Annotated in this window: 27 protein-coding genes and 1 pseudogene; 16 read left to right on the plus strand and 12 right to left on the minus strand. The window is 43.4% G+C overall.

The features are described 5' to 3' along the window. Positions 1-6 precede the first annotated feature (6 nt). Positions 7-921 (minus strand): glutaminase A, encoded by a 915-nt coding sequence (gene glsA / locus GTQ43_RS13220; RefSeq protein ID WP_265273061.1) that lies wholly within the window; start codon positions 919-921, stop codon positions 7-9. Between the two features lie 129 nt (positions 922-1,050). Here glsA and GTQ43_RS13225 point away from each other — a divergent pair, with 129 nt between their 5' ends. From GTQ43_RS13225 to GTQ43_RS13265, 9 genes and pseudogenes are all read left to right on the plus strand, one after another. Next, positions 1,051-1,587: a MarR family winged helix-turn-helix transcriptional regulator gene (locus GTQ43_RS13225; RefSeq protein ID WP_265273062.1), complete on the plus strand. Its 537-nt coding sequence runs from the start codon at positions 1,051-1,053 to the stop codon at positions 1,585-1,587. 239 nt (positions 1,588-1,826) lie between these two features. Beyond that, positions 1,827-2,219 (plus strand): DoxX family protein, encoded by a 393-nt coding sequence (locus GTQ43_RS13230; protein WP_265273063.1) that lies wholly within the window; start codon positions 1,827-1,829, stop codon positions 2,217-2,219. A gap of 45 nt (positions 2,220-2,264) precedes the next feature. Next, positions 2,265-3,215, plus strand: coding sequence for an amidohydrolase family protein (locus GTQ43_RS13235; protein WP_265273064.1), 951 nt, complete (start codon positions 2,265-2,267; stop codon positions 3,213-3,215). Between the two features lie 101 nt (positions 3,216-3,316). After that, positions 3,317-4,420, plus strand: a complete 1,104-nt coding sequence (locus GTQ43_RS13240; RefSeq protein WP_265273065.1) for an FAD-dependent oxidoreductase — start codon at positions 3,317-3,319, stop codon at positions 4,418-4,420. A 212-nt stretch (positions 4,421-4,632) separates the two neighbouring features. Continuing rightward, positions 4,633-6,147, plus strand: coding sequence for a thioredoxin-like domain-containing protein (locus GTQ43_RS13245; protein WP_265273066.1), 1,515 nt, complete (start codon positions 4,633-4,635; stop codon positions 6,145-6,147). Between the two features lie 194 nt (positions 6,148-6,341). After that, complete coding sequence (locus tag GTQ43_RS13250; protein WP_265273068.1) at positions 6,342-6,785, plus strand: KGK domain-containing protein; 444 nt, start codon at positions 6,342-6,344, stop codon at positions 6,783-6,785. After that, complete coding sequence (locus GTQ43_RS13255) at positions 6,782-7,132, plus strand: DUF952 domain-containing protein (RefSeq protein WP_265273070.1); 351 nt, start codon at positions 6,782-6,784, stop codon at positions 7,130-7,132. Before GTQ43_RS13250 ends, GTQ43_RS13255 begins: the two co-directional genes overlap by 4 nt. Before the next feature lie 37 nt (positions 7,133-7,169). Next, a pseudogene (locus GTQ43_RS13260) lies at positions 7,170-7,256 on the plus strand (DUF4089 domain-containing protein); the annotation flags it as partial. A 261-nt stretch (positions 7,257-7,517) separates the two neighbouring features. Continuing rightward, entirely contained in the window at positions 7,518-8,435 is a 918-nt protein-coding gene (locus GTQ43_RS13265) for an RluA family pseudouridine synthase (protein WP_265273754.1), read from the plus strand. A gap of 163 nt (positions 8,436-8,598) precedes the next feature. Here GTQ43_RS13265 and GTQ43_RS13270 read toward each other — a convergent pair whose 3' ends face one another. From GTQ43_RS13270 to GTQ43_RS13280, 3 genes are all read right to left on the minus strand, one after another. After that, positions 8,599-9,366, minus strand: a complete 768-nt coding sequence (locus GTQ43_RS13270; RefSeq protein WP_265273071.1) for a phycobilisome rod-core linker polypeptide — start codon at positions 9,364-9,366, stop codon at positions 8,599-8,601. A 375-nt stretch (positions 9,367-9,741) separates the two neighbouring features. Then, positions 9,742-10,287, minus strand: a complete 546-nt coding sequence (locus tag GTQ43_RS13275; protein WP_265273072.1) for a hypothetical protein — start codon at positions 10,285-10,287, stop codon at positions 9,742-9,744. Then, complete coding sequence (locus tag GTQ43_RS13280; protein ID WP_265273755.1) at positions 10,284-10,901, minus strand: phycobiliprotein lyase; 618 nt, start codon at positions 10,899-10,901, stop codon at positions 10,284-10,286. The genes GTQ43_RS13275 and GTQ43_RS13280 overlap by 4 nt, the downstream gene beginning before the upstream one ends. A 300-nt stretch (positions 10,902-11,201) precedes the next feature. Between GTQ43_RS13280 and GTQ43_RS13285 the strand changes: the two genes are divergently transcribed. The 4 genes from GTQ43_RS13285 to GTQ43_RS13300 all read left to right on the plus strand — a co-directional run bounded on the left by GTQ43_RS13285 (position 11,202) and on the right by GTQ43_RS13300 (position 13,630). Next, positions 11,202-11,372, plus strand: coding sequence for an NblA/ycf18 family protein (locus tag GTQ43_RS13285; protein WP_012410163.1), 171 nt, complete (start codon positions 11,202-11,204; stop codon positions 11,370-11,372). Positions 11,373-11,713: 341 nt separating this feature from the next. Then, on the plus strand, positions 11,714-12,271 hold the full coding sequence (locus GTQ43_RS13290) for a bleomycin hydrolase (RefSeq protein ID WP_265273073.1): 558 nt from the start codon (positions 11,714-11,716) through the stop codon (positions 12,269-12,271). Between the two features lie 85 nt (positions 12,272-12,356). Then, entirely contained in the window at positions 12,357-12,851 is a 495-nt protein-coding gene (locus tag GTQ43_RS13295; RefSeq protein WP_265273074.1) for a bleomycin hydrolase, read from the plus strand. Positions 12,852-13,024: 173 nt separating this feature from the next. Next, positions 13,025-13,630, plus strand: coding sequence for a HEAT repeat domain-containing protein (locus GTQ43_RS13300; RefSeq protein WP_265273075.1), 606 nt, complete (start codon positions 13,025-13,027; stop codon positions 13,628-13,630). 56 nt (positions 13,631-13,686) lie between these two features. Here the strand turns inward: GTQ43_RS13300 and GTQ43_RS13305 are convergent, their stop codons facing one another. From GTQ43_RS13305 to GTQ43_RS13325, 5 genes are all read right to left on the minus strand, one after another. Further along, entirely contained in the window at positions 13,687-14,085 is a 399-nt protein-coding gene (locus tag GTQ43_RS13305; protein ID WP_265273076.1) for a helix-turn-helix domain-containing protein, read from the minus strand. Further along, positions 14,069-14,368 (minus strand): type II toxin-antitoxin system HigB family toxin, encoded by a 300-nt coding sequence (locus tag GTQ43_RS13310; protein WP_265273077.1) that lies wholly within the window; start codon positions 14,366-14,368, stop codon positions 14,069-14,071. Before GTQ43_RS13310 ends, GTQ43_RS13305 begins: the two co-directional genes overlap by 17 nt. A 109-nt stretch (positions 14,369-14,477) precedes the next feature. Next, complete coding sequence (locus GTQ43_RS13315; protein WP_265273078.1) at positions 14,478-14,975, minus strand: HEAT repeat domain-containing protein; 498 nt, start codon at positions 14,973-14,975, stop codon at positions 14,478-14,480. Further along, a complete protein-coding gene (locus GTQ43_RS13320; RefSeq protein ID WP_265273079.1) occupies positions 14,960-15,382 on the minus strand; it encodes a HEAT repeat domain-containing protein in 423 nt (140 codons plus the stop codon). The genes GTQ43_RS13315 and GTQ43_RS13320 overlap by 16 nt, the downstream gene beginning before the upstream one ends. Positions 15,383-15,406: 24 nt before the next feature. Beyond that, the gene (locus GTQ43_RS13325) at positions 15,407-15,646 is read right to left on the minus strand and encodes a hypothetical protein (RefSeq protein ID WP_265273080.1); all 240 of its coding nucleotides are present in this window, start codon (positions 15,644-15,646) and stop codon (positions 15,407-15,409) included. 480 nt (positions 15,647-16,126) lie between these two features. On the opposite strand from GTQ43_RS13325, the gene GTQ43_RS13330 reads away from it, so the two are divergent. Then, positions 16,127-17,350: an RNA-guided endonuclease InsQ/TnpB family protein gene (locus GTQ43_RS13330; protein ID WP_265273081.1), complete on the plus strand. Its 1,224-nt coding sequence runs from the start codon at positions 16,127-16,129 to the stop codon at positions 17,348-17,350. 19 nt (positions 17,351-17,369) lie between these two features. Here GTQ43_RS13330 and GTQ43_RS13335 read toward each other — a convergent pair whose 3' ends face one another. Continuing rightward, the gene (locus GTQ43_RS13335) at positions 17,370-18,170 is read right to left on the minus strand and encodes a DUF1838 domain-containing protein (protein ID WP_265273082.1); all 801 of its coding nucleotides are present in this window, start codon (positions 18,168-18,170) and stop codon (positions 17,370-17,372) included. Between the two features lie 218 nt (positions 18,171-18,388). Between GTQ43_RS13335 and GTQ43_RS13340 the strand changes: the two genes are divergently transcribed. Together GTQ43_RS13340 and GTQ43_RS13345 are read left to right on the plus strand one after the other, a co-directional pair. Next, positions 18,389-19,660: a HEAT repeat domain-containing protein gene (locus GTQ43_RS13340; protein WP_265273083.1), complete on the plus strand. Its 1,272-nt coding sequence runs from the start codon at positions 18,389-18,391 to the stop codon at positions 19,658-19,660. 43 nt (positions 19,661-19,703) lie between these two features. Beyond that, on the plus strand, positions 19,704-19,916 hold the full coding sequence (locus tag GTQ43_RS13345; protein WP_265273084.1) for a hypothetical protein: 213 nt from the start codon (positions 19,704-19,706) through the stop codon (positions 19,914-19,916). A gap of 432 nt (positions 19,917-20,348) precedes the next feature. Here the strand turns inward: GTQ43_RS13345 and glgA are convergent, their stop codons facing one another. Next, positions 20,349-21,791 (minus strand): glycogen synthase GlgA, encoded by a 1,443-nt coding sequence (gene glgA, locus GTQ43_RS13350; RefSeq protein ID WP_265273085.1) that lies wholly within the window; start codon positions 21,789-21,791, stop codon positions 20,349-20,351. 126 nt (positions 21,792-21,917) lie between these two features. Further along, positions 21,918-22,889 (minus strand): hydroxymethylbilane synthase, encoded by a 972-nt coding sequence (gene hemC, locus GTQ43_RS13355; protein WP_265273087.1) that lies wholly within the window; start codon positions 22,887-22,889, stop codon positions 21,918-21,920. Between the last annotated feature and the right edge of the window lie 162 nt (positions 22,890-23,051).

A 23,051-nucleotide genomic window follows, 5' to 3' on the forward strand; every position in this document is an offset into this window, starting at 1 on the left:
CCGCAATTAACCAAAGACACTCAACTGTAATTCTTGTGCCAAAACCTCGACAAATGCGATCGCACCGACAGGATTTCCGATATTATCCAAGGCGGGACTGTAACAAGCGATCGCTCCCTCACCTGGTACTATTGCTACAAGTCCACCACCAATCCCTGATTTCATCGGTAGACCAATTCTGACTGCAAACTCCGCAGAAGCTTCATAAAGTCCACAAATTGACATTACAGCATTGACAATTCGGCGATTTTGTGATTTTAATAAACTATTTTCAAAAGCTAGAAGTTTTCCTAACAGGGCTAAGTCTTCAACTCGCCCAGATATGCAGCATATTTGATTGTAGGTGTCAAGTGCTGTTTTAATATTTTCGATATATCCGACTTCGGCAAGATAATTTGCGATCGCTTCATTGGCTCTTGAAGGTGTTAATCGCACTGAAGCCAGCATTACCTCATCTAAATATAGTTGGCAACCGGCTAATTGGTTGAACCATTGACAAAATGAAAGAGTGCGTTGGGTAGCGTCCTTTCCTGGTAACTTATCAGCGAGAGCGATTGCCCCACTATTAATCATGGGGTTGCGGGGGCGGCCGCGATCGCTAACTAATTGTTCTAAAGAATTGAAGGGTGCATCCGATGGTTCCACCCCAACCCAGCCAAAAACTGTTTCTGCTCCGAGATGTTCTAGCAGATAAAGTAGGGAAAATGTCTTAATCACACTCATGAGCGGGAAAACACAAGCTGTATCCCCAAAATTGATGTTTTTCCCCGATTTACAGCAGATATGAACTGCAAAACAAGCAGGATCAGCCAAAGCTAGTTGGGGAATGCGATCGATAACTCGTCCCTGTTTAGCCTGGATTTTAGCTTGTTGTACCCAAGCTGATAACTCCGTAGTCGTTAGTCTATCAAGTTCTTTCAAAAATGATATCCGGTAAACACATTTCTAGTTTATGGGGTTTTTGAAAGTGAGAAACTATTATGATAGTAACGTTATGATTATAATGTTATAGTGAGAATGACTTTCCCAAAAAAGCAAATCTCCTTGAGGATGAAGCCAGTGTCAGTAGAGCGATCGCCAAAACCAAAAAACGAGCAACTAAAACCAGCAGAGGTGGATCAACCCTATGTATTGGATGAGGATCTTGGCTATCTCATTGGTAGAGTATTCGCCAAGAATCACCGCAACTGCTACCAGGAACTTAGCGATCTTGAGATCACACCCCAGCAGTACGTTGTCATGGTGAAACTGTTGGAGAAAGGCGCAACTTCTCAGAACGAACTGGGGGTGTTGGTGGGAATGAAGCCTGTTACCATCCACGGGATCATTCGGATTCTGGCAGCCCGCGGATTGATTGAAACTCATCCGCACGCAAAGGATCGGCGACTGCACATACACTCAGTTTCCTCTGCCGGTAAAGAGATGGTCAATGAGTTAGTTAAGCGCGTGGAAAAAGTAGGAATCAAAAACTTTGCACCTCTTAATCCCACCGAGAAAGAGACATTACGGCACATCCTCAAGAAACTGCTTCCCCAGGATATGGATTCTCAAAACCCGATTGAATATACATTCCCAAAACCCGATTGAATAATCAAAAGGAATTCTCCGATGACAATTCAAAAAGCGATTAGAGAAGTTGGTTCATCACACCGCCACAAGCTTAAACGACGCAATGCTTCTGGCGACACCACTACACAAATGCAGATATTGCTTTCGGAAAGCTAGACACTTTGTGAAAAATTGAAACCTAACTCAGTTGGATGTAAGCGATCGCCTATATCAAAACCAAGCATGACAATGCAATTGCATAATTTGAGGTTGCTTTTATGACAAAGCTTAACAAAGCTAAGAAGATTGCATTGTGGAGTTTTACAACAATCTTGGCAGCACTTTTCCTATTCGTCGGGACTTTAAAGCTTACGGGTGCTGAACAACTCGTAGCCGAATTTACCAAGTTTGGATTACCTAGTTGGTTTCGTCTGTTTGTTGGCGTGGCTGAAATTGCTGGCGCAGGACTTTTGATCGTTCCCCGCACCACAACGCTAGGAGCAGCAGAACTGGGTGTTTTGATGGCTGGTTGTGTGTTTTTACATTTCAAATCAGGGGAAGCTCCGCAAAGTATCCCAGCATTTGTATTGATCGTTCTCTTAGCGATCGCTGGTTATGTCCGTCTTCCACATAATACGCTTCTTACCTCTAATAGAAATCTGCCAAATTAAAACACTTTCAAACTACCAACTCAATATTTTTGATAAGGAAAAACCATGTCTAATCCTGCCCGGATTGATGTTCACCAACATATCGTTCCTCCTGATTACGCAAACTGGCTGACTCAGCACGGCATCAAGCCTGGAGGAGGTTTTCTGCCGAAATGGAGTGTAGAAGATGCAATCAACATGATGGATGAGCATGGCATTGCCACTGGAATCCTCTCAGTTTCTACTCCTGGTGTGCATTTGGGCAATGATGCGGAGGCGCGGGTCAAGGCTCGTGAAGTGAATGAGTTTGCGGCTCAGGTAGTTAGCAATCATCCCCATCGATTTGGATTCTTTGCCACCCTAACCTTACCTGATGTCGATGGTGCGATCGCCGAAGCAGTCTATGCAATGGAAGAATTGCACGCGGCTGGAGTAGTTCTGCTTGCAAATACCCACGGTCGCTACTTGGGAGAGAAGGACTTTGACCCACTTATGCAGGAGTTGAACCGCCGCCATGCTGTAGTCTTTGTCCATCCCTCGGAGCTACCAGGGCCAAGTGTACAAGGTGTACCGTCCTTCGCCGCCGATTTCTTACTTGATACCACCCGCGCTGCGATTAATCTCATCGTGTCTGGGACAATGACCCGCTACACCAATCTGAAAGTGATTCTGTCCCATGCTGGGGGATTCATCCCTTACGCCGCCCATCGCATGGCTCCAGTATGTTCCCCCGACGGCAACCTCGAAACTGGACTGGAAAACCTCCGCCGCTTTTACTTCGACACCGCCTTGTCTTCCAGTCCGACTGCATTGCCCAGTTTGCTAGCGTTCGCTGACCCTAGCCACATTCTTTACGGCAGTGACTCGCCCTTTGCTCCTGTGCAAGCTGTAAGTCACTTTACAGATGGACTTGATACCTACCCCCTGGACAATCAGCTACGTTCAGCGATTAATCATAGCAATGCCGAGGCTCTGTTTCCACAGTTCGCCAAGGTACTCATACCAATTCAAAATTAATAAAGCCAGATATCACAAGGATTTGAGGGTGTGTATCTGTCGCATTCTTTTTTCAAATAGCAGCAACTCAAAATACAAATGAATTCAGGAAATTATCAAAAATGACAAATAATATCAATACAGTAGCTACCGTCCCCCTAGATGTGGATGTTGCGATCGTTGGAGCCGGTATTGGCGGGCTAGCTACCGCCGTAGCATTGCGTCACGCTGGCATCGAAGCCCACGTGTACGAACGAACCAAAGTCCTTAGAGAAGTTGGCGGCGCGGTTATCATCCGCGAACCCAGTGTGCGGCTGTTGGAGGCATGGGGTGTCAGCGATCGCTTCTATGCCGAGGCTGTGCAGACTAAGGTGATCGAATTGCGTGACAGCGAGGGCAAACCGATCGGTACGACCCCTGCCGACATGACCGGCGAAGGCAACGCTTACTCCGTGCATCGCGCCGATGTCCATGCCCTGCTGCTGGGCGGTGTAGATCAGCAGCACATCCATCTCGGTATGGAAAGCGTCGAGGCTTTTGAAGATGGCGATCGCGGTGTCGTGAGGTTTGTAGACGGGCAGCAGGTTCGCGCCAAGGTCGTAATCGGAGCGGACGGCATCAAGTCTGTGGTTCGCAAATTCATTCATCATGATGAGATGATCTTCTCGAAGTTGGTCGTCCTCCGTGGACTTGCGCCTAGTTCCGCGATGCCTGAAGGGATGCCAAACGATCGGATGTACCTGTGGGGTCAAACTCCCAAGATGCTGACACTGCTACCTCTACGTGGAGGGGATGAGGTCGCTATGGACACCATCATGGTGCAGGACACCCCGCCGAAGGATCTCTGGACGAGTGAAGTGCCAACGTCGGAACTACTCGATTTCTTCAAAGGCTTTGATCCTGCCATTATCAAGCTGATCGAAGCTGGGACGGTTCCGGTTAGGGCAAACCCGGTCTACGAACGCGAACCCATCGACACCTGGAGTACCGCACACATCACCCTGCTGGGTGACGCGGCTCACCCGATGGCACCACGCGCCGGTCAGGGTGCGAACCAGGCAATTCAGGATGCCGATGCTTTGGCTAGGGCATTGAGCGGGGAAGGAATGACGAACGTTCCCGACGCACTGCGCCGCTACCATGAGGAACGGGCACCGATCGCTAAAAAGATGCAGCTCGCTTCGAGGTCTTCACCCCAAATCCAGGCTCTGTCTGTAGGCAAGTGATTTGACACAGTTTTACCGCGTTGCTTGACGGAGAGAACCCTGACAAAGCCGCTTAAAACGGCAGCAGATAATAATGTTGCCGCTAGATTTTCAGAGATAGATGAGGATTATCTCAACCCTAATCCGAATGGCACTAAGATATTAAATGGTCTTATTTACTCCTCTCGTCTTCCCAGATTAGATATTAATGCTTTTCTTAGTGCCATTTCTTTATGCTTCCCCGTGTCAGATCCCCAGAATTATCGCAAAATTACTCTTGGCTTAATACCGATAAACCCTTGTCTCTGAAAGAACTCAAGGGTAGAGTCGTAATCTTAGATTTTTGGACATACTGTTGTATAAATTGTCTGCATATTCTGCCAAAGTTGAAATATCTAGAACATAAATATAAAGATAGCCTTACCGTTATCGGGGTTCATTCTGCCAAATTTGACAACGAAAAAGAAACAGAAAATATTCGCCAAGCTATCCTGCGTTACGACATTGAACACCCAGTTGTAGTTGACAGCAATTTTCGACTTTGGGATGAATATGCTGTACGTGCTTGGCCTACTTTAATAATTATTGATCCAGAAGGTTACGTGATTGGCCAGATTTCTGGTGAAGGAAACCGTGACACTTTAGACGAGTTGATTCAAAAGTTAATTCAGCAACATCAGGATAAAGGCACGATTAATTTTCAAGAACTTAGCTTGACATTAGAAAAACAGCGCCAACCATTAATTACACCCTTAGCTTTTCCTGGTAAAGTTCTAGCTACTCCAGTGGGTTTGTTCATCGCTGACTCTGGACATCATCGCTTGATTGTGAGCAACTTCAATGGAGAAATTCTACATTTAATTGGTACTGGAAAATCCGGCTTAACCGATGGTGCTTTTAACGAAGCGCAATTTTTTGCACCGCAGGGAATGGCTTATGATGCCGAAAATCAGATTCTTTATGTTGCTGATACAGAAAATCATACCCTACGGCGAGTTGATTTAAAGCGTCAAGTTGTGGAAGCGATCGCAGGAACTGGTGAACAAAGCCACAATATCCATCCTCATGGCGGTGCTGGTTTAGAAACTGCGCTGAATTCCCCTTGGGATTTAGTGAAAGTGGGAAATACCCTATTTATTGCAATGGCTGGGCTACATCAAATTTGGCAAATGGATTTAGAAACTGGCATCATTAAAACTTATGCTGGTATTGGTGCAGAAGCGTGTATTGATGGTTCGCTTGGTGAATCTGCTTTTGCTCAACCTAGCGGTATTACTAATAATGGGCAAGAATTATATATTGCTGACAGTGAAGTTAGTTCAATTCGCGGTGTGGGAATTGTCGAACCGTACCAAGTGCGAACTGTTTGCGGTAGTGGGGGTTTATTTGGTTTTGGCGATGTAGATGGACAAGGTGAAGATGTCCGTTTACAACATTGTTTAGGAGTAGAATATGCTGATAATTTTCTGTGGGTGGCAGATACCTATAATCACAAAATTAAATTAGTTAGTCCTAGTGGCAATTGTCAAACAGTCTTAGGAGATGGGACTGCTGGTTTGCAAAATGGTCAAGGCAAGAATAGCCGATTTTTTGAACCTTCGGGATTAAGTGCGATCGCTTCTTTTTTATATATTGCCGATACCAATAATCATGCCGTCCGCCGCGTAGATTTGAATACTCTTGAGGTGACGATGGTAGAGTTTCTTGGGTTATGTGCGCCAGATGTTTGTATTCCGCCTAGTTTATAAAATGATAATCTCACCAAGAGAAGCTGAGAATAACTCTGTATCTCTGGGTGATATTTTAAATAACAATGTTTATTTTACGATTTTAATATCAGTGTTTTTACTACATCAATATTAAAAGTCGCCTATTAAAATAGTTACTTACTTTCAACTCTTATCTGGACATTACCTAATTTACATTGACTACTAGAATTAACATGAACAAGATATGCCAACTATTAGACTTTGATGCTGATGTTTTGTTATTTAATAAAGATACGTATATCGTTAGCAGATTCAAAGAATTGATATCTGAAAATTTTAGACAGAAATTTTGTACAAGATTAACGGAACATCATGCTGATTTCTCTGTTTCAGGACTTTTTAATAAGCTGTGTATAAACGAAGTCAATTTTAAAGTTGAAGATATCACATGGCAATCTTGTAGCGAAGGTATCAACTGTCAAGTTTTCAGAGTTGGGTCTACAGGCTGGCAAGTAGGTAAACTCAGAATAAAAGTCTCTACAGAAATTATTTCTCCATTAGCTCAGAGGGAAGGTGCCAACATGAAGATTACTGTAGTATTAGAATTTTATCCTGATAATCCTAACGAACCTGAATCACCTTTAGATGATATTCGTAAAATGATACAAGCAATATGAACACCATCCTCCACATCACCAAACGCCAACAATGGGAAGACGCGAAAATACTCGGTAGCTATCGCGCTGATTCGCTAGAGAGTGAAGGTTTTATACATTGTTCAAAGTCAACGCAAATACTCAAAGTTGCAAAGAGATTTTTTGATAATCAAAAAGAATTGGTACTATTGTTTATTGATTCTGAGAAAGTCCAAGCTGAAATTCGTTATGAAGAGGCGGAAATTGGCGAATTATTTCCTCATATTTATGGTGAGTTAAATATTGATGCTGTGTATCAGGTGATTGATTTTGAAGCTGGGGGAGATGGTTTATTTGAGTTACCGCAAGAAGTTAGAAATTTAGAATAACGAACCGCAGAGGCGCAGAGGACGCAGAGGAAGAGAGATGGAAGTACAAGGGTTTGATGTGGGTAAGTATGTTGAACAAGTGGCGTTGTTGTTGTATTTGCAGCTAAGAGATGAGTATCGAGATTGAGTGGTGGCAAATTTTGAGAGAATTAAGGCGATCGCATCCCCAGGATAGCCAATTCCGAAGCCCAACTAAAAGCATTCCGCGCTTTACTTAAAGAAGGGGAATTAATCTAGAGCAATTGTGACCGAATTAAATTTACAAATCGAAGAAAATAGCGATGGCTTGTCTGCGACACGCTACGCGAACGCCAACGCCAAGGGCAAACGCTTATCAACTCCACTGGAGGATGCAGCGCCTAGCCTACTTCCCTCCAGTAATACGATACACTGTGTCAACACTAAAGGCGATCGCCTCGACCGTTATCTTTCCCAAGAATTACCAGATTTATCCCGTTCGCGCATCCAACAGTTAATCGAACAGGGTAATGTCCAACTTAACGATCAAGTTTGCACATCTAAGAAGATCAATGTCAAGCTAGGCGATCGCATCATTCTGGAAATACCAGAAGCGCAACCCCTAAAACTCCTAGCAGAAGATATCCCTTTAGATATCCTCTACGAAGATGACCAGTTACTTATTCTCAACAAACCCGCAGGTTTAGTTGTCCATCCCGCACCCGGTCATCCAGATGGCACGTTGGTAAATGCTTTGTTGGCTCACTGTCCCAATTTACCAGGAATTGGCGGAGTCCAACGTCCGGGAATCGTCCATCGATTGGATAAGGATACTACAGGTGCGATCGCGATCGCAAAAACGGAAGTTGCCCATCATCACCTACAAGCCCAACTCAAAGCTAAAACCGCACGGCGAGAATACTTAGGTGTGGTTTACGGTGCGCCAAAAGTTGAAAGTGGCAAAATTGACTTACCCATTGGTCGCCATCCACAAGACCGCAAAAAAATGGCTATTATGCCTATTGAACAAGGTGGACGATCTGCCGTCACTCATTGGCAAGTACTAGAACGCCTCGGTAATTTCACCTTAATCCGCTTCCAACTAGAAACTGGACGCACCCATCAAATCCGCGTCCACAGTGCGAAAATGGGTCATCCTATTGTCGGCGACCCAGTTTATAGTTCTGGTCATTCAGTGGGGGTAAATCTTCCCGGTCAAGCACTCCACGCTTGGCGACTCAAATTGCAGCATCCCTTATCTGGCGAGTTCATTGAGGTGACAGCCACTCCTCCCGCCCACTTTACAAAACTTTTGGAGATGTTAAAAAGACGAACTACATTTTAAGCTCATCCAATTCACAATGCCCATTAACAACTAGCGTGCATTAGAAATGGGATAGAGTCTGTTTCACTAGTTATACCTAAATGAAACTCCTACATAACCCAAGACTTATGCACGCTATAAAATTATCAAAACGATGTACTAGCCAACCGCCGACCAAAAATTGTTACTTAATTCCAGCTAACTGGCGATAAGGTACAGACTTTTCGATATCGATGTTGAATGACGAGATTCTTTGTGGCGTATTGCCAGTTGCGTTGACACTTTGTGCCATAGACAAAAATAGAGCCGGATCGCCAGCCTTGGGCTTTTGCTCTTGTGGAAGGAATCTGCGTACTTCGACCTGCCAAATGATTTGGGGGAAACCCAGTTTAGCACGGTGGTAATCTTCGTATCGCGGAGATTTGATGTTAAATGGCAACTCACCCGCAGATTGAGATGGCAGTATCCGACGGCGCTGATAAGGCACTGTGGAATATCCAAAGTTGCTCAGGTACTCTTCAGTGTTGAGAACTTCATCAACAAAGCCGACAATACCCTTGGTAGCAACCACAATTGACCAAGCGATTTTTTCCCGCTCGTTGTATGGGTCGCGTCCTAGAACGCGCTGAATTACTTGCTCAACAAAGCGATAATTATTGTTGAGGTCGTAGAAGCTTCTCTTAAAGGTATTGGAAAGCACCAATCCACGAACAAAGTCTCGTACTGTAATTTGTCCATTACGGAGTTGAGACTCTAAATATGTTTCGCGATCGGCTGCAAAAGCATAAAAGAAAAGTTGACGATATGCTGCTTCAATCAGATCGCCTAAATCTGATGGAGACAGGATATTGTCTGTAGTAAAAATCCTGGGCTGTTCATCACCCGGTACTTCATATCCAGCGACACGCTGGTTTTGACTTGAAGGTTCATATTCTAACAGAGGAATTGCCATTCTAAAGCCTCCATGTTCTTAATTAAAGTTAACAACTTTAAATCACATATTAAGGGAGTAGTTGTATCAGAACCTCAGATTCTGATAAAATTTCACGAAACTTAACTAAGGGTGATTTTAAGTATTGGGTATTAAAAACGATTAGCACACTGGATTCAAGCATAGCTAATCAATAAAAAAGGTAGCGCAGCTTCCAGCTTAATAATTACTGTAAATGACTAAAAAATTTTATTCGCATACTTCAGATTAGAAGATTGAGTTTCACTTTTTTTAACTGAAGCAATAAAATTTAACATTCAGCAAAAGAAATTAATGGAAGATTGGGCATGGGGAATAGGCAATAGGCATTCATTATTCCCCCTGCCACCTTCCTCCTCAACGACCTATCCAAAATTGCAGGGGATCTATGGTTGACTTACAGTAAGGCCAGCTACGCAAAGTTGCTTCCATGCCTTCCTCCCAGTAGGGTGGTTCTAATCCCAGCCCTAAACATAGGTGAGATAGGATGCTAGCAAACTGCTGATTGTGACCAAAGTCTCCTAGATGGGCATGGGCGTATTCATGGACGACTACACCAAACCAATCTTTAGGTGCAACTCGACCAACATCTACCAAAATAGTGATTGGATTTGTAAGAATATTACACAGCCCATCTATACCAAAAGATTGAGCTATGGGGACTGCAAAAATTTGGATGTGGCGACGCTCTTGTGCGTGAAAACACTCATGACAAACTTCTAAGTAGGCGTTGATCTGAGCGTTTACGGTATTAATATTCTCGCCAATCCAAGTACAAATAGGGATGCGATCGCGCAGGTTATCGAACACATCCACCATCCCTGGCTCTAGGGCAAGTCTCTGCACTTGATGCAGATAATCTTGCCCACGAGTAAAAGCATCGCTCTGCTTAAGATAATTCACCAGCCCAAAACTGAATAAAATTCTCTTTTTTCTAGAACATCCTTCCCAAGTCTTTCTATTAACTGTTCTGTGTTGGAAACTTCAACAGAACCTTCAATCCGGGTTTCACTACAAAACGATGCCGTGCTGAAACCACCAAAGCGTTTCACTGTACTGGTTCGCAGTCGCATATTTGGGCTGGCAAACCAGAATCTCTCAATGGAACTCATGGTTTCGTATTCGGTTGTCAACACTAGTCCATCTTCATCATCCATGTGAAAAAGACCGACTACAGGGACTATTTCGGCGTAACCTCTTTCGCGCAGTAATTTGCCAGCCCTGGGGTTATCGCCATCAGGCACGATCGCAAATATAGTTTTTCCCTGATGGTTATCTTCACCTTCTCTATCCCAAGCCATTGTGCCTAGCCAACGCACACGCGACCCTCCTACGGATAGGCTGGGGTCAATTTGATGATACTGGCACAGTTCAATAATTTCTGGATGATTGGCTTCCAGAGTTTCTACTTGTATATCCGATTCTCCCGTCTCTGAGCGCTTGAACGCCAGGTGATGAGTTGCCCGTTGCGATCGCCACTTACCAGCACTTAGCTGAAAAAATTCCATTGCGTCTATCAATCTTCTGACTCCTACTTATGACTCCTGCGGATGATGTTTTACGCGTTTTCTCTTTTTACAGTTATTAATATACAAACATTCTAAACATTACAGCGATTAGCGATCGGCTTCAAGAAACTCCCTGTAAAGGGTGAGATGGAGGTGTTGTTAGGCAATTGTAAACTTTTACAAGCTTGATTCTTTATAGCTTGACAATATAGACATTTTAATATCCCGGTGCTATAATCATTGAAAAGCGATCGTCTTCACATTACCAGTAACAATAGATACCTTCGATTCAGTCAATCAGAGGAGTGAATGATGGATTTTCCAGTCGAACTAACCTTAGAACAACAGTTTCGCTTACAAAACTTAAAAGACCAGGTAAAGAGTTTAAGTCAACAAGAAGCTCAGGAGTTTTTATTAGAAGTTTTACGGCAGATGATGGTAAAAGATAATTTGGTTAAGCATCTGCTAAAACAAGCCTGAATCAAATAAAAAAAGAATATCCTTTCCTTAAGACTTACGCAGTGGCAAAGTTCCATTGAAATGCGTAAGTCTTATTAATTTTTTGGGCATTGTGAAGAGGCGGGAGGGAGAGGAGATGAGGGAGCAGGGGAAGCAGGGGGAGCAGGGGGAGCAGGGGGAGAAAGAATAAATAACTAATTCCCAATTTCCAAATTAAATATTACAGATTATTACTTTGTCTCTCATAGTAAAGACTAGGGTACTATTGATCCCCTATGTTTTTGTTTGGCTACTCACAGTTAACTCTGATCGAGAACAGGCCAGAAATAATATCCGCCATTTGTGAATATTAAGGAGAACTCATGGTTCTTGATGCTTTTTCTAGAGCTGTAATTACGGCTGATGCCAAAACCGCTCCTATCGGTGGTGCTGACTTGGCAGCCCTCAAGTCTTTCATTGCTGAAGGCAACAAGCGCCTTGATGCAGTTAATGCGATCGCTAGCAATGCTAGTTGTGCAGTTTCTGATGCGATCGCTGGGATTGCTTGTGAAAACACTGGTTTGCTTCAAGCTGGTGGTAACTTGTACCCCACTCGCCGGACTGCTGCTTGTCTACGTGATGCTGAAATCATTCTGCGCTACGTAACCTATGCACTATTGGCTGGTGATTCTTCTGTATTAGACGATCGCGCTTTGAACGGTCTGAAAGAAACCTACACAGCTTTGGGCGTACCAACTGGATCTTCTGTACGCGCTTTCCAAATCCTGAAGGCTATTAGCGTCGCTCACATCACCAACACCAACACAGAAGCTAACGCTGGCAAGAGATTCCGTAAATTGGATACTCCTCAAGGCGACTGCTCTGCTTTAGCTGCTGAAGCTGCTAGCTACTTCGATCGCGTTATTTCTGCTCTGAGCTAATTGCTAATCGCTAATGTCGTAAGCCTATTAGTCAAGCCAACTGAAATTAAAACTCGATCAAATCTAATCTGGAGTATAAAAAGCAATGAAATCAGTTATCACTACAGTTATCGGAGCTGCTGATGCAGCAGGTCGTTTCCCAACCTCCTCCGATCTAGAATCAGTTCAAGGTAGTATTCAACGTGCTAGCGCCCGTCTAGAAGCTGCTGAAAAGCTAGCTGCTGGTATCGATAACGTAGCTAAGGAAGCTTATGATGCTGCCTTCAAGAAATATCCTTACCTCACCCAAGAAGGCGAAGCTGGCGCTACCCAAGTTAAAAAAGACAAGTGCCTCCGCGACATCAAGCACTACCTACGCTTGATCAACTACAGCTTAGTTGTGGGCGGTACTGGCCCTCTAGACGAATGGGGTATTGCAGGCGCTCGTGAAGTTTATCGCTCTTTGGGTCTGCCTACTGCTCCTTACGTTACCGCTTTGACTTTCACCCGCGATCGCGCTTGTTCTCCTCGTGACTTGTCTCCTCAAGCATTAGGTGAGTTCCGCGCTCTTCTCGACTACGTAATCAACTCCCTTTCATAGTAATTGGAATTGACTAGACGTAGACGAGCGATCGTCATCCTCTAAAACTCAGGGACTCTCAGTCTGTTGCTTTGCCTGTATCTGGTTGAGTGATTGACCAAGAGTCCCTCAGTTGTTACTAATTCGCAATTCATGATTAAACTTGGGGGATTTCAACCGGGAAATTTTCTTTTATGACAATAGATTCTCTATTTGAACAGTTGAAACACCCCAACCCCAATCTCCGGGAACGAGCCATGTGGGAACTGGCTGAGGTTCGGGATGAAAATACCATTCCTCGCCTGATGGGTATTTTGGATGAAGAGGATGTAACTTACCGTCGAGCTGCGGTAAAAGCACTGGGTGCTATTGGTGTAGATGCTGTACCGTCACTGGTAGAGTCATTAATAAATAGCGAGAATGCAACTATTCGGGGTAGTTGTGCTAAGGCTTTGGCACAGGTTGCTGCTAACCATCCAGATGTTCCTTTGCCGGCTGAGGGCTTAGAGGGATTAAAAACTGCGCTCAATGACCCAAATGCCGTTGTTTATATCGCATCAGTAATGGCGCTAGGTGAGATTGGTTCTCCTGCCTTTGAGATTTTGGCTGAAGCTCTGAAAACAATAGATAATGTTGCAGTGGCTGTGGCGATCGTCAATGCATTCGGTTCGATGGGTGATATCCGAGGTGTGGAACTGCTGACGGCATTGACAAATGATGAATCTGTTGATCCTTATGTTCGTGAATCAGCAGTGAGTGCTTTGCCCAGATTAGATCAGGTGATTAAATATAAAAGATAAAAGAGCGATCGCTCTTAAATGCAACTACCTTCATTAATCCCAGTACGACGGATACATTAGATGAACAGACTGGGTGTTACCTTGAAGTAATCTCCGAGTGCCTTAGCTTGTGACTTACTAATTGACCGCTTACCATTCACAATCTCTGATACCACGCCACTCGACCCGATGATGTTCACCAAGTCAGCTTGACGGGTGTTACTAACTTCCATAATGTGTTGGAGAATTTCATGCGGTGCTGATTCATCCATTAGATAGAACTCTTTCTCATACGCTTCAATCAGCATTACTATCAGCTTATGCAGAGCTTTTTCTTCTGGAGTCCGATTCTTGCAAAACGTTAGACGCTCTGCCACAGCTAGGGCGCGATCGTATTCCTCTTCTGTCTCAATTACCTTGGGAGCAACTTCAGCTAGCAGACTACTATAAGCAACTTGGTCAAAAGTAAGGGTCATTTTTCCATTTACCTTTGTCATATTCGGCATGAGTCAGGAAATATTTGTAGTAAACCGTTTGGTTTTCATAGTCAATACCGACAATCAGGCGATAATCATTCCCTTTGATGTTAAAAACAGTGAAATTTCCAACTGCTTCAGCATCACGATAAATCTGACGAACGTCCTCCAAATTTTGCCATTCCACCTTCTTAACGGTTGCGTACCAGTCGTCAGTTTGCTTTTTGACATCGGGGTACTGGGCAGCATCAATGCGGAGGTTACGAATTGCAATTAGATGCATTTGTCTTTAGGTTCTTTGTTCAGATCCATCAATCACCAAAAAACTAATTACTAATTAAATACTCTCAAAATGAGAGAAAGATGTCAAGATGTAAACCCGCATCGCTTTATTACCAAGCATCTTCTTCTAACTGTCTCTCAATTTGAGAAATCGCCAACTCGATCACCGCCTGGACTCCTGCTTCCTCTTCTTGGGTTAGTGCGGCTTGCAGAGGTTCTAAGGAAGTGCGATCGCCAATTTTCATTAATGCCAGAGCCGCTGCTTTTCGAGTTTCCCAATCGGGATGATGCAGTAACTCCACCAGATTCGGAATCGCTGGTTGATAAGCTAGACTACCCAAAGCAGATGCCGCTTCACACCGCACCATTGGGGATGAATCAGTGAGGGCGTTGACGAGGATGTGAAATGCTCCTTCCTCAGTGCCTTCTTCAGCAATTTTAGCGATCGCACCTACCACCGCCGCCCGAACCTCAGCCGAGTCTGAGTTAATCTCTCGATATAAATGCTCCCTCGCCTCTGCCCCAATAAACCCCAGCGCCCACACAGCATGTCCTTTAGCACTTTCTGGATACTCGGTTGACGCTAAGATTTTCAGCAATGCTGGCACAGCTGCCTCACCGATTTTGGCAAGCCCCCCACCGCCGAGGTTTTGACTACCGTATCTTCATCATTTAACAGGGCATTAACCAGGGTGGGAATTGCGATCGGATCGGCAATCAGTGTCAGGGTTTTGGCGCTAGCTCTGCGGACAACTGGGTTTGGGTGATTTGTTACAGCTTCCATCAATAAAGGGGTTGCTGGTTTCCCGATTTTCCCCAACGCCTCTGCAAAACTCAACCTAACCATCCCCCGTGAGTCTCCCATACTCTCAATCATCTGCTTGAGTAGCTGTTGATCGTCAGGGTTAAAGGAGTTTAAGCCTAATTGCTCATTAACTGCTGCTAGTATTGCATCAGTTTCTGCCTGGGACAGATTTAACGAATCCTCCCCCGATTGAGTTTTGGAGTTGAGCATTATGACTTATAGCTAAATGGATTACTAATTGCTGACACTCAGAGCAGCTTGCTGATTACGGAGTTCCTGGAGGGCAGAATCAATCTTGGAAAGCTCAGGCTCCAGTTTTGCCATCACATTTACTCTCATCAACTTAGCCCGTTTTGCTGTTTCTGTGGTTTCTTGAATTAGGCGTTCCCGATATAGCTCAAGTTCTGCAATCACTTCAGCGACATCTTGAGGGGTTATGTTATCGGTTGTTGTGAGTTCTGAGGTTTCATCCATAAGTTTTGTTTCCTAAATGCGTGTTTATATATTCGACTATCTTTTGTATTTGGTTACTCGTTAAAGATTGCCACTTAGCAGATACATAAAATTGAACGATTGGCAAGAGGCAACTAATTAATAGCTGACAAATGTGTATATTCCGATCTTCTCAGATTGCGTTACCACTGGTAAAGCTTTTTGATGGAAATCTTCAAAATTTGAACCCAACTACAGAAAAGGCGGTTAGAAACCGCGTCTACACAGACAAAACCCACCTTCGTGGGTTAAGAACCTTATAAGGAATATGCCGAAAACCCTTGAGGAACAGGCGCATAGCGCCGTATTCCGTACTTCAGGCAAGGGATGTTCGCGCTTGCGTCTCCCTTTGGGAGAAGGCTGGCTGAGTCCTTTAGGACTCCGTGAAGTTTTGTTTTGCCTTGATTGCTAGTTTATGCCAACCATGATAGGCATAAATATGTAGTTGGTTAGGTCGAACCGATGATAATTTACGAGTTCAAAGTCAAAGGGAAAGACAGGCAATATTGTGCAATAGATGATGCTATTCGTACTAGTCAGTTCATCCAGAATAAATCTTTGAGATATTGGATGGACAATAAAAATGTCACTAAGTACGATCTTAATAAATATTGCGCTGTACTTGCTGCTGAATTTCCCTTTGCCGATGAACTTAATTCAATGGCTAGACAGTCTGCTGCTGAACGTGCATGGTCGGCGATATCACGGTTTTACGACAACTGTAAAAAGAAAGTTAAAGGTAAAAAGGGGTTCCCTAAGTTTAAAAAACATTGTCGCTCAGTTGAATATAAGACTACTGGGTTCAAACTTTCCACTAATCGTAAAGCGATTACTTTCTCTGACAAGAAAGGCATTGGAACTTTGAAGCTACAGGGAACCTACGACCTTAATTACTACGACATCAAGCAAATTAAGCGTGTCCGTTTAGTACGTCGTGCTGATGGTTACTATACCCAATTTGCCATTGATGTTCAAATTAAAGTTGAAACACAGCTCACTCTCGAAGTAGTTGGTATCGACTTAGGTTTGAAGTATTTCATTGCTGATAGCAAAGGTTGGGTTGAACCTGCGCCTAAGTTTTACCGCAAATCCGAGAAAGCATTAAACCGCGCTAATCGTAAAAAGTCCAAGAAGTTCAGCACCATAAAGAAAAAAGCCAAGGTTCGACAATCTAACAACTACCACAAAGCTAGAAATAGGTATGCCCGTAAACATTTAAGGGTAAGTAGGCAACGAAAAGAGTATTGCAAGAGATTAGCATACTCCGTCATCCAATCTAATGATTTGGTAGCCTATGAAGATTTGAATGTGAAAGGGTTGGTACGTAACCGACATCTAGCTAAATCTATCAGTGATACTGGTTGGTACACTTTCCGATTGTGGTTGGAATATTTTGGGCATAAATATGGGAAAGTAACTGTTGCCGTGCCTCCCCATAATACAAGCCAAAACTGTTCCAATTGTCGCGAGAAAGTGAAAAAATCTCTGTGTACCAGAACCCATGTTTGTCCCCATTGTGGCTATGTGGCGGATAGAGATTTAAATGCTAGTATCAACATTTTAAGACTAGGACTGAGTACCGTAGGGCATACGGGAATTTACGCTACAGGAGATTTGCCCTCTTGGGCAGTTGGCGCAAGCCTGCTGTTTAACGGCGAGTCGTGGAATGTAGAATCCCCGAATTAGAAATTCGGGGAGTGTCAATTTAAGATGTTTCTTCTAGCGGAAAAATATCTCCTCGCAAGTAAGATTCAAAATTTTTCTTAAAGTATTGAATGCTCGTTACATTCGGTTCATCACTTTCTGTTGGCGTGAACTCATAAATTGGTACTTTCTCCCTTACCAGCTTGACCAAACTAGGATGAAGCTGCTCAAAAGAATCTACTCTAAATATTGTTGTTTCAAATCTTAATTTAGCTGGATGAGCATATCCTAACTTCATCCAGGGCAACCAAGGACAGTCTCTCGCCCACTTAGCAGGAGGGACATCAGTGGCATCGGGGCGGCAAGTATTTGATATAAAGTACTCAACTCCCTTAAACTTTTCTCCAGGACAATAATCTAAATATTTACTATCTCCTGCTAAGGGATGTGGATATTCTAAAGGAATTTCCATGACAGAGGTAATATATCCCTTACCTTTGGGTATAACAAATTTCTTTGGTTTGACTGACCCTTGGACAATGCGGTTAGCGATGTGGACTACTGGTACTGCTTGACTTGCTGTTGGTGATTTCCAAAAGTGGAGAATTTCTTGAGTATCTGGGTCACAAAATAAACCCAATTCTCTATTAATGCGATATCCGACTTCACCGTGTTCAGGATCGGGTTTGAGAAATACTTTGGTAGCATTCATCCCAATAATAGAGAACAATTTTTCTTTTGGCTTATCTGGTGTTTCTTGCCACGAAATTTCCCCAGACCAGTTGTAATAAAGCTGTAACCCATGATTTTTTCTGTAAAAATCGAGGTTATTAAATTCGTAGTCTTCTAAATAATCATTCATACTCTTTTTTTATCATCCTCAAATGGCTGCGTAGATAAAAAGTAGCCGTTCTACTTACAATTCTCGCTCAGTAGGCAGTAAGTAGATTTTATTTTGACGTGAACTCCGACTTAACTATTTTATTTTAGTCATCCAATGCCCAATGCCCAATGCCCAATCCCTAGTACGATAGTAAATATGACCTCTGAGCAATTATCCAAGAGCCATTTTATAGATCAATGGATAAACGTTTTTTTAAAATGTTTGGGCTAACAGAAGATCAAGCGATCGCAATTATCGATACACCATTAGAACAACTCGAAGACGCTTCTGATAAGTATATTGCTGTTTCCCATTTAATTAACTATCCCACTGAGCAATCGATCGCGGCTTTGGTACGGGCGATTGAAACCAGTAACCCCGATGAGTTAGATCATCGCATTGTCCGACGCAAGGCTGTGGAAAGTTTAGGGCGATTGCAAGCTGAATCAGCTTTACCTGTAATTCGGCAATGCCTTAAAGATGATGATATTTATACTGTAGAAAATACTGTGTGGGCAATTGGAGAAATCGGGACTAAAGATCCAGAAATTCTCGAAGAAGTGGCGCAATTGCTCGATAAACCAGGTCAAATATATCGAGTTATTATTCACACTTTAGCGAATGCTGACTATCAGTCGTCTTTGGAACGTGTAAATAAATTTACTAAAGTTGAAGATGAACCTACTCGTAGTGCTGCGATCGCTACTGTTTGTCGTTTCACTGGTGACTATTCCCAAATCAGTGAAGTGATGGCGCTGCTGCAAAGTTCTAGCGTCAATGCACGGCGTGGTTGCATTCAAGATTTGATTGATGCACGTTACTACAAAGCCATCCCAGAAATTGCCCGTTGTCCTGTATCTCTAGTATTTCGCTTGCGAGGATTGCGGATGCTTTTAGATGCAGGTGTTCCCAGTGGTGAAATTACCTTTACAGAAATTCAACCTTACTTAGAACAAGTACTTTACGATCGTCCCAAGGATCTAGATTTAGTACATGAGTATGACGCGACCCCTATATTAGATTTTGTCATTAACGAACTCTACGAAACCGATTTTGGACGCTGCTATTTAGCGACAAAAACTTTACTAGATATTTATCCCCAAGAAGCACCTCAAGCACTCTTAACAACTTATGGGGATAAGGCATATAACGATTATGGCGCTCATTATCATGTCATGAAACTTTTCGGTTGGCTGAAATATGCTCCTGCCTACGATTTATTAATAGAAAACCTGCACAACCGCGAACCTCAGTTTCAGAAATCTCGCGCAGCGTGTGCGATCGCTCTTGGCGAATTGGGTGATTCACGAGCAATTCCTGAAATCAAAATTTGCCTCAATACCCCAATTTGGGATTTAAAATATGCTTGCTTATTGGCGTTAGACTGCTTAGGAGACTCATCTAGCCGGGAAATGTGTGCTAATGATGCTGATTGGTTAATTAGAGCGAAAGCAACAAGTACTAAATAGTTAGGAGTTAGGAGTTCTATCAAGTCTAAATATTATCGATGCAATGGCATTGTTAATCGGTGCAATGGCATTGTTAGTCGGTGCAATGGCATTGTTAGTCGATGCAATGGCATTGTTAGTCGGTGCAATGGCATTGTTAGTCGGTGCAATAGCATTGTTAGTCGATGCAATGGCATTGTTAGTCGGTGCAATGCCATTGCAAATCAAGAGACTTGTGTGTACACTCTCGCTTTGCAAGCTCTTAGAGGTTGAATGAACAAGTATTTCGCTGTGACTTTAGACACTTTTAGATTCCCCCTAACCCCCCTTAAAAAGCTATATACACAAGTCAAATTACCCCCCTTATAAAGAGGGGAAACCGGAAAATCTAGTTCCCTCCCCTTTATAAGGCTACGGTGTACACACATCTCTGTACAAAACCAAAATCGTTGAAGATCCCCTAAGTCCCCCTTATAAAGGGGGACTTTGATTCTAGTCCCCCCTTTTTTAAGGGGGTTAGGGGGGATCTAAAGCTGTGGGGCAACTCTAAAAGACTTGTGTGTACACCATAGCCTTTATAAGGGGAGGGTTAGGGTGGGGTAAAACATTGATTAATCAGCTATTTCAGACTTGTGTATACACCGTAGCCTTAAAAAGGGGGAAGAATCAAAGTCTCCCAATTTATCGGGAGATTTAGAGGGATCGTAGCTCAGGACTTGCTACTTTTAACTGTTTCGTTTAAGACTAACTCTGGTTCTGGTGTCTTCTCTTCTTCTTCTGGCAAACCGTAGATTGACTTGTACAATTTCACGTACTCTTTAGCAGACTGATGCCAACTAAAATCTTCACTCATACCGCGTTTTTGTAGTTCTTGCCATTGCGGTTTGAAACGGAAGCCTTCCCAAGCCCGGATCATACAGGTGAAAAGGTCTAGCGGTTCATAGCGATCAAAGCAATAACCTGTACCTGCGGCATTTTCCGGGTCGTGATGGGTTACGGTGTCAACTAATCCACCTGTGCGGCGGACAATGGGCACAGAACCGTAGCGCAAAGACATCATTTGGCTAATACCGCATGGTTCAAAACGACTAGGCATCAAGAAAGCATCAGTACCAGCATAGATGCGGCGAGACAGGGCATCGTTATACAGTAAGTAAGTTGCCATCCGTCCGGGAAAACGGGATGCTAATTGCCACATCTGAGTTTCATAGTAGCGATCGCCTGTTCCTAACAAAACAAACTGGGCATCTGTATAAGAGAGGAAGCGATCGAGGATTTGTAATATCAAATCAATGCCTTTTTGTTCCACTAATCGGGTTACAATCCCAATTAAAAAGGCTTTGGAGTTGACTTCTAATCCTACTTCTTCTTGCAAAGCTATTTTGTTAGCCTTGCGTTTATCTAAAGTCTCAGGAGTAAAGGTTTGGGCAATATATTTATCATTTTCTGGGTTATAAACTTCAGTATCAATCCCGTTGATAATCCCAGATAATTTACCGCTAATAAACGATAGCAAACCTTCTAATGTTTCACCGTAAGTAGGTGTCTTGATTTGCTCGGCATAAGTTGGCGAAACTGTATTTACCTTATTGGCAAATTGCACCGCAGCTGCCATTGTGTTGTGTCCTTGCATATACCAGGGACACCAAGTAATTTTCTCTAAATACCAACGCCACGGCCCTTGATAAGCAAGGTTATGAATGGTAAACACTGTTGTGATATCAGGATCTTGGTGCATCCATACAGGAATCATCCCTGTATGCCAATCATGACAGTGGATAATTTCTGGTTTCCAATAATTCCAGGCAAACTCGGCTGCACCATTGGCAAAGAAGGTGAACCGCCAGTCTTCACCTTCTCCAGAATAAATGTGACGGGGTAAGAAAACAGGATGTCCAAATAAGTACAAGGGAACATCAGTACCAGGCAGAACGCTTTCATAAACAGCAAATTCCTGGAACATCGCATTTCCCCGCCAGATAGGTTCTTTGGGAATTTCCATTTTGTCTGGCAGGAAGCCATAGTAAGGCAAGAATATCCGCACATCATGCCCCATTTCTCTCAGAAATTTGGGTAATGCCCCAACAACATCACCCATTCCTCCTACTTTGGCAATGGGCGCTGCTTCTGCTGCAACAAATAGAATCCGCATGGTAATTTTTGCTTCCCTGAGTCTATATTGTCAAATTAACTCTACGATCGCGACTAAGACGATTTGTCGCGTCTTTGCTAAAACGGCGATCAACTCTTATCTAATCACATCGGCTTGCCCAATTGCTTAGGAACCGCGCTGAATCACCGCAAAAATTTCTGATAAAATTTCTGTAGCTCCCTGTTGCCGCAATACTTCTGCTAGTTCTTTGCCTAGTGCTTCGGCATTGTTGGCAATTCCAGTGACGGTATCTTTTACGAGTTTTTGACCATCTACACTGGCAACTATCCCTGTTAAGGTCAAATTCTCACCAGATATTTCTGTATTTACACCAATCGGAACTTGACAGCCGCCTTCTAAAGAGCGTAGAAAAGATCGTTCGGCAAGACAGCGATCGCGTGTTGCAGGATGTTCGATCGCTTTGAGTAGAGATAGCAATTCACTATCATCAGCCCGGCATTCTATCCCTAAAGCGCCTTGTCCGACGGCATGGAGGGAGATTTCTTTGGGGATAATTTGATGGACGCGATCGCTCATTCCCAATCTTTCTAATCCTGCGGCTGCCAAAATTAAGGCATCGTATTCACCTGCATCCAGTTTTGCCAACCGTGTAATTAAGTTTCCTCGCACATCTTTAAAAGTAAAGTGGGGGAAGTGGTGGCGTAACTGTGCCAACCGCCGCAGCGAAGATGTACCAATTACCGCACCTGCGGGTAAAGTATCGATTTGTTTATCTTTGTGCTTTTCATGCACAACTAATGCATCTGCTGGGTTTTCTCGTTCAGTAATTGCTGCCAGTGTTAACCCTTCTGGTAAGTTAGTCGGTAAATCCTTGAGGGAATGAACTGCAAAGTCAATCTCTTGATTGAGCATTCCAACTTCAAGTTCTTTAGTAAAAAGTCCTTTATCGCCAATCTTAGCTAATGCTACATCAAGGATTTTATCGCCTTGGGTAGACATGGTGTGGACTTCAAAAGTGATATCAGGAAAGCTTTTCTGGAGTTGCTCTTGTACCCAATAGGTTTGAACCAGAGCAAGTTGGCTTTTACGTGAACCGATCCGAATAGTGCGTGGGGGACTAGAAACAACTGAAGTCATAAAACAATATAATATCGCAAGCGATAAATTCACTCTGATCTAGACTACCGTAGTCAGGGACTCATAAGAATTTTGGATTTTAGATTTAGGATTTTGGATTACAATTCTTTACCAACTACCCAGTATTTTACTTTGCTCTTTTTGGCGTGTGAGTAGATACTT

Origin of the sequence: Nostoc sp. KVJ3, assembly GCF_026127265.1 — a bacterium.
GTDB lineage: Bacteria > Cyanobacteriota > Cyanobacteriia > Cyanobacteriales > Nostocaceae > Nostoc.

Bases quoted from the DNA above. Each gene is read 5' to 3' on its own strand.
- GTQ43_RS13225 (WP_265273062.1), top strand. From the start codon at position 1,051: ATGAAGCCAGTGTCAGTAGAGCGATCGCCAAAACCAAAAAACGAGCAA.
- GTQ43_RS13230 (WP_265273063.1), top strand. From the start codon at position 1,827: ATGACAAAGCTTAACAAAGCTAAGAAGATTGCATTGTGGAGTTTTACA.
- GTQ43_RS13235 (WP_265273064.1), top strand. From the start codon at position 2,265: ATGTCTAATCCTGCCCGGATTGATGTTCACCAACATATCGTTCCTCCT.
- GTQ43_RS13240 (WP_265273065.1), top strand. From the start codon at position 3,317: ATGACAAATAATATCAATACAGTAGCTACCGTCCCCCTAGATGTGGAT.
- GTQ43_RS13245 (WP_265273066.1), top strand. From the start codon at position 4,633: ATGCTTCCCCGTGTCAGATCCCCAGAATTATCGCAAAATTACTCTTGG.
- GTQ43_RS13250 (WP_265273068.1), top strand. From the start codon at position 6,342: ATGAACAAGATATGCCAACTATTAGACTTTGATGCTGATGTTTTGTTA.
- GTQ43_RS13255 (WP_265273070.1), top strand. From the start codon at position 6,782: ATGAACACCATCCTCCACATCACCAAACGCCAACAATGGGAAGACGCG.
- GTQ43_RS13270 (WP_265273071.1), bottom strand. From the start codon at position 9,366: ATGGCAATTCCTCTGTTAGAATATGAACCTTCAAGTCAAAACCAGCGT.
- GTQ43_RS13285 (WP_012410163.1), top strand. From the start codon at position 11,202: ATGATGGATTTTCCAGTCGAACTAACCTTAGAACAACAGTTTCGCTTA.
- GTQ43_RS13290 (WP_265273073.1), top strand. From the start codon at position 11,714: ATGGTTCTTGATGCTTTTTCTAGAGCTGTAATTACGGCTGATGCCAAA.
- GTQ43_RS13295 (WP_265273074.1), top strand. From the start codon at position 12,357: ATGAAATCAGTTATCACTACAGTTATCGGAGCTGCTGATGCAGCAGGT.
- GTQ43_RS13300 (WP_265273075.1), top strand. From the start codon at position 13,025: ATGACAATAGATTCTCTATTTGAACAGTTGAAACACCCCAACCCCAAT.
- GTQ43_RS13305 (WP_265273076.1), bottom strand. From the start codon at position 14,085: ATGACCCTTACTTTTGACCAAGTTGCTTATAGTAGTCTGCTAGCTGAA.
- GTQ43_RS13310 (WP_265273077.1), bottom strand. From the start codon at position 14,368: ATGCATCTAATTGCAATTCGTAACCTCCGCATTGATGCTGCCCAGTAC.
- GTQ43_RS13320 (WP_265273079.1), bottom strand. From the start codon at position 15,382: ATGCTCAACTCCAAAACTCAATCGGGGGAGGATTCGTTAAATCTGTCC.
- GTQ43_RS13325 (WP_265273080.1), bottom strand. From the start codon at position 15,646: ATGGATGAAACCTCAGAACTCACAACAACCGATAACATAACCCCTCAA.
- GTQ43_RS13330 (WP_265273081.1), top strand. From the start codon at position 16,127: ATGATAATTTACGAGTTCAAAGTCAAAGGGAAAGACAGGCAATATTGT.
- GTQ43_RS13335 (WP_265273082.1), bottom strand. From the start codon at position 18,170: ATGAATGATTATTTAGAAGACTACGAATTTAATAACCTCGATTTTTAC.
- GTQ43_RS13340 (WP_265273083.1), top strand. From the start codon at position 18,389: ATGGATAAACGTTTTTTTAAAATGTTTGGGCTAACAGAAGATCAAGCG.
- GTQ43_RS13345 (WP_265273084.1), top strand. From the start codon at position 19,704: ATGGCATTGTTAATCGGTGCAATGGCATTGTTAGTCGGTGCAATGGCA.
- glgA (WP_265273085.1), bottom strand. From the start codon at position 21,791: ATGCGGATTCTATTTGTTGCAGCAGAAGCAGCGCCCATTGCCAAAGTA.
- hemC (WP_265273087.1), bottom strand. From the start codon at position 22,889: ATGACTTCAGTTGTTTCTAGTCCCCCACGCACTATTCGGATCGGTTCA.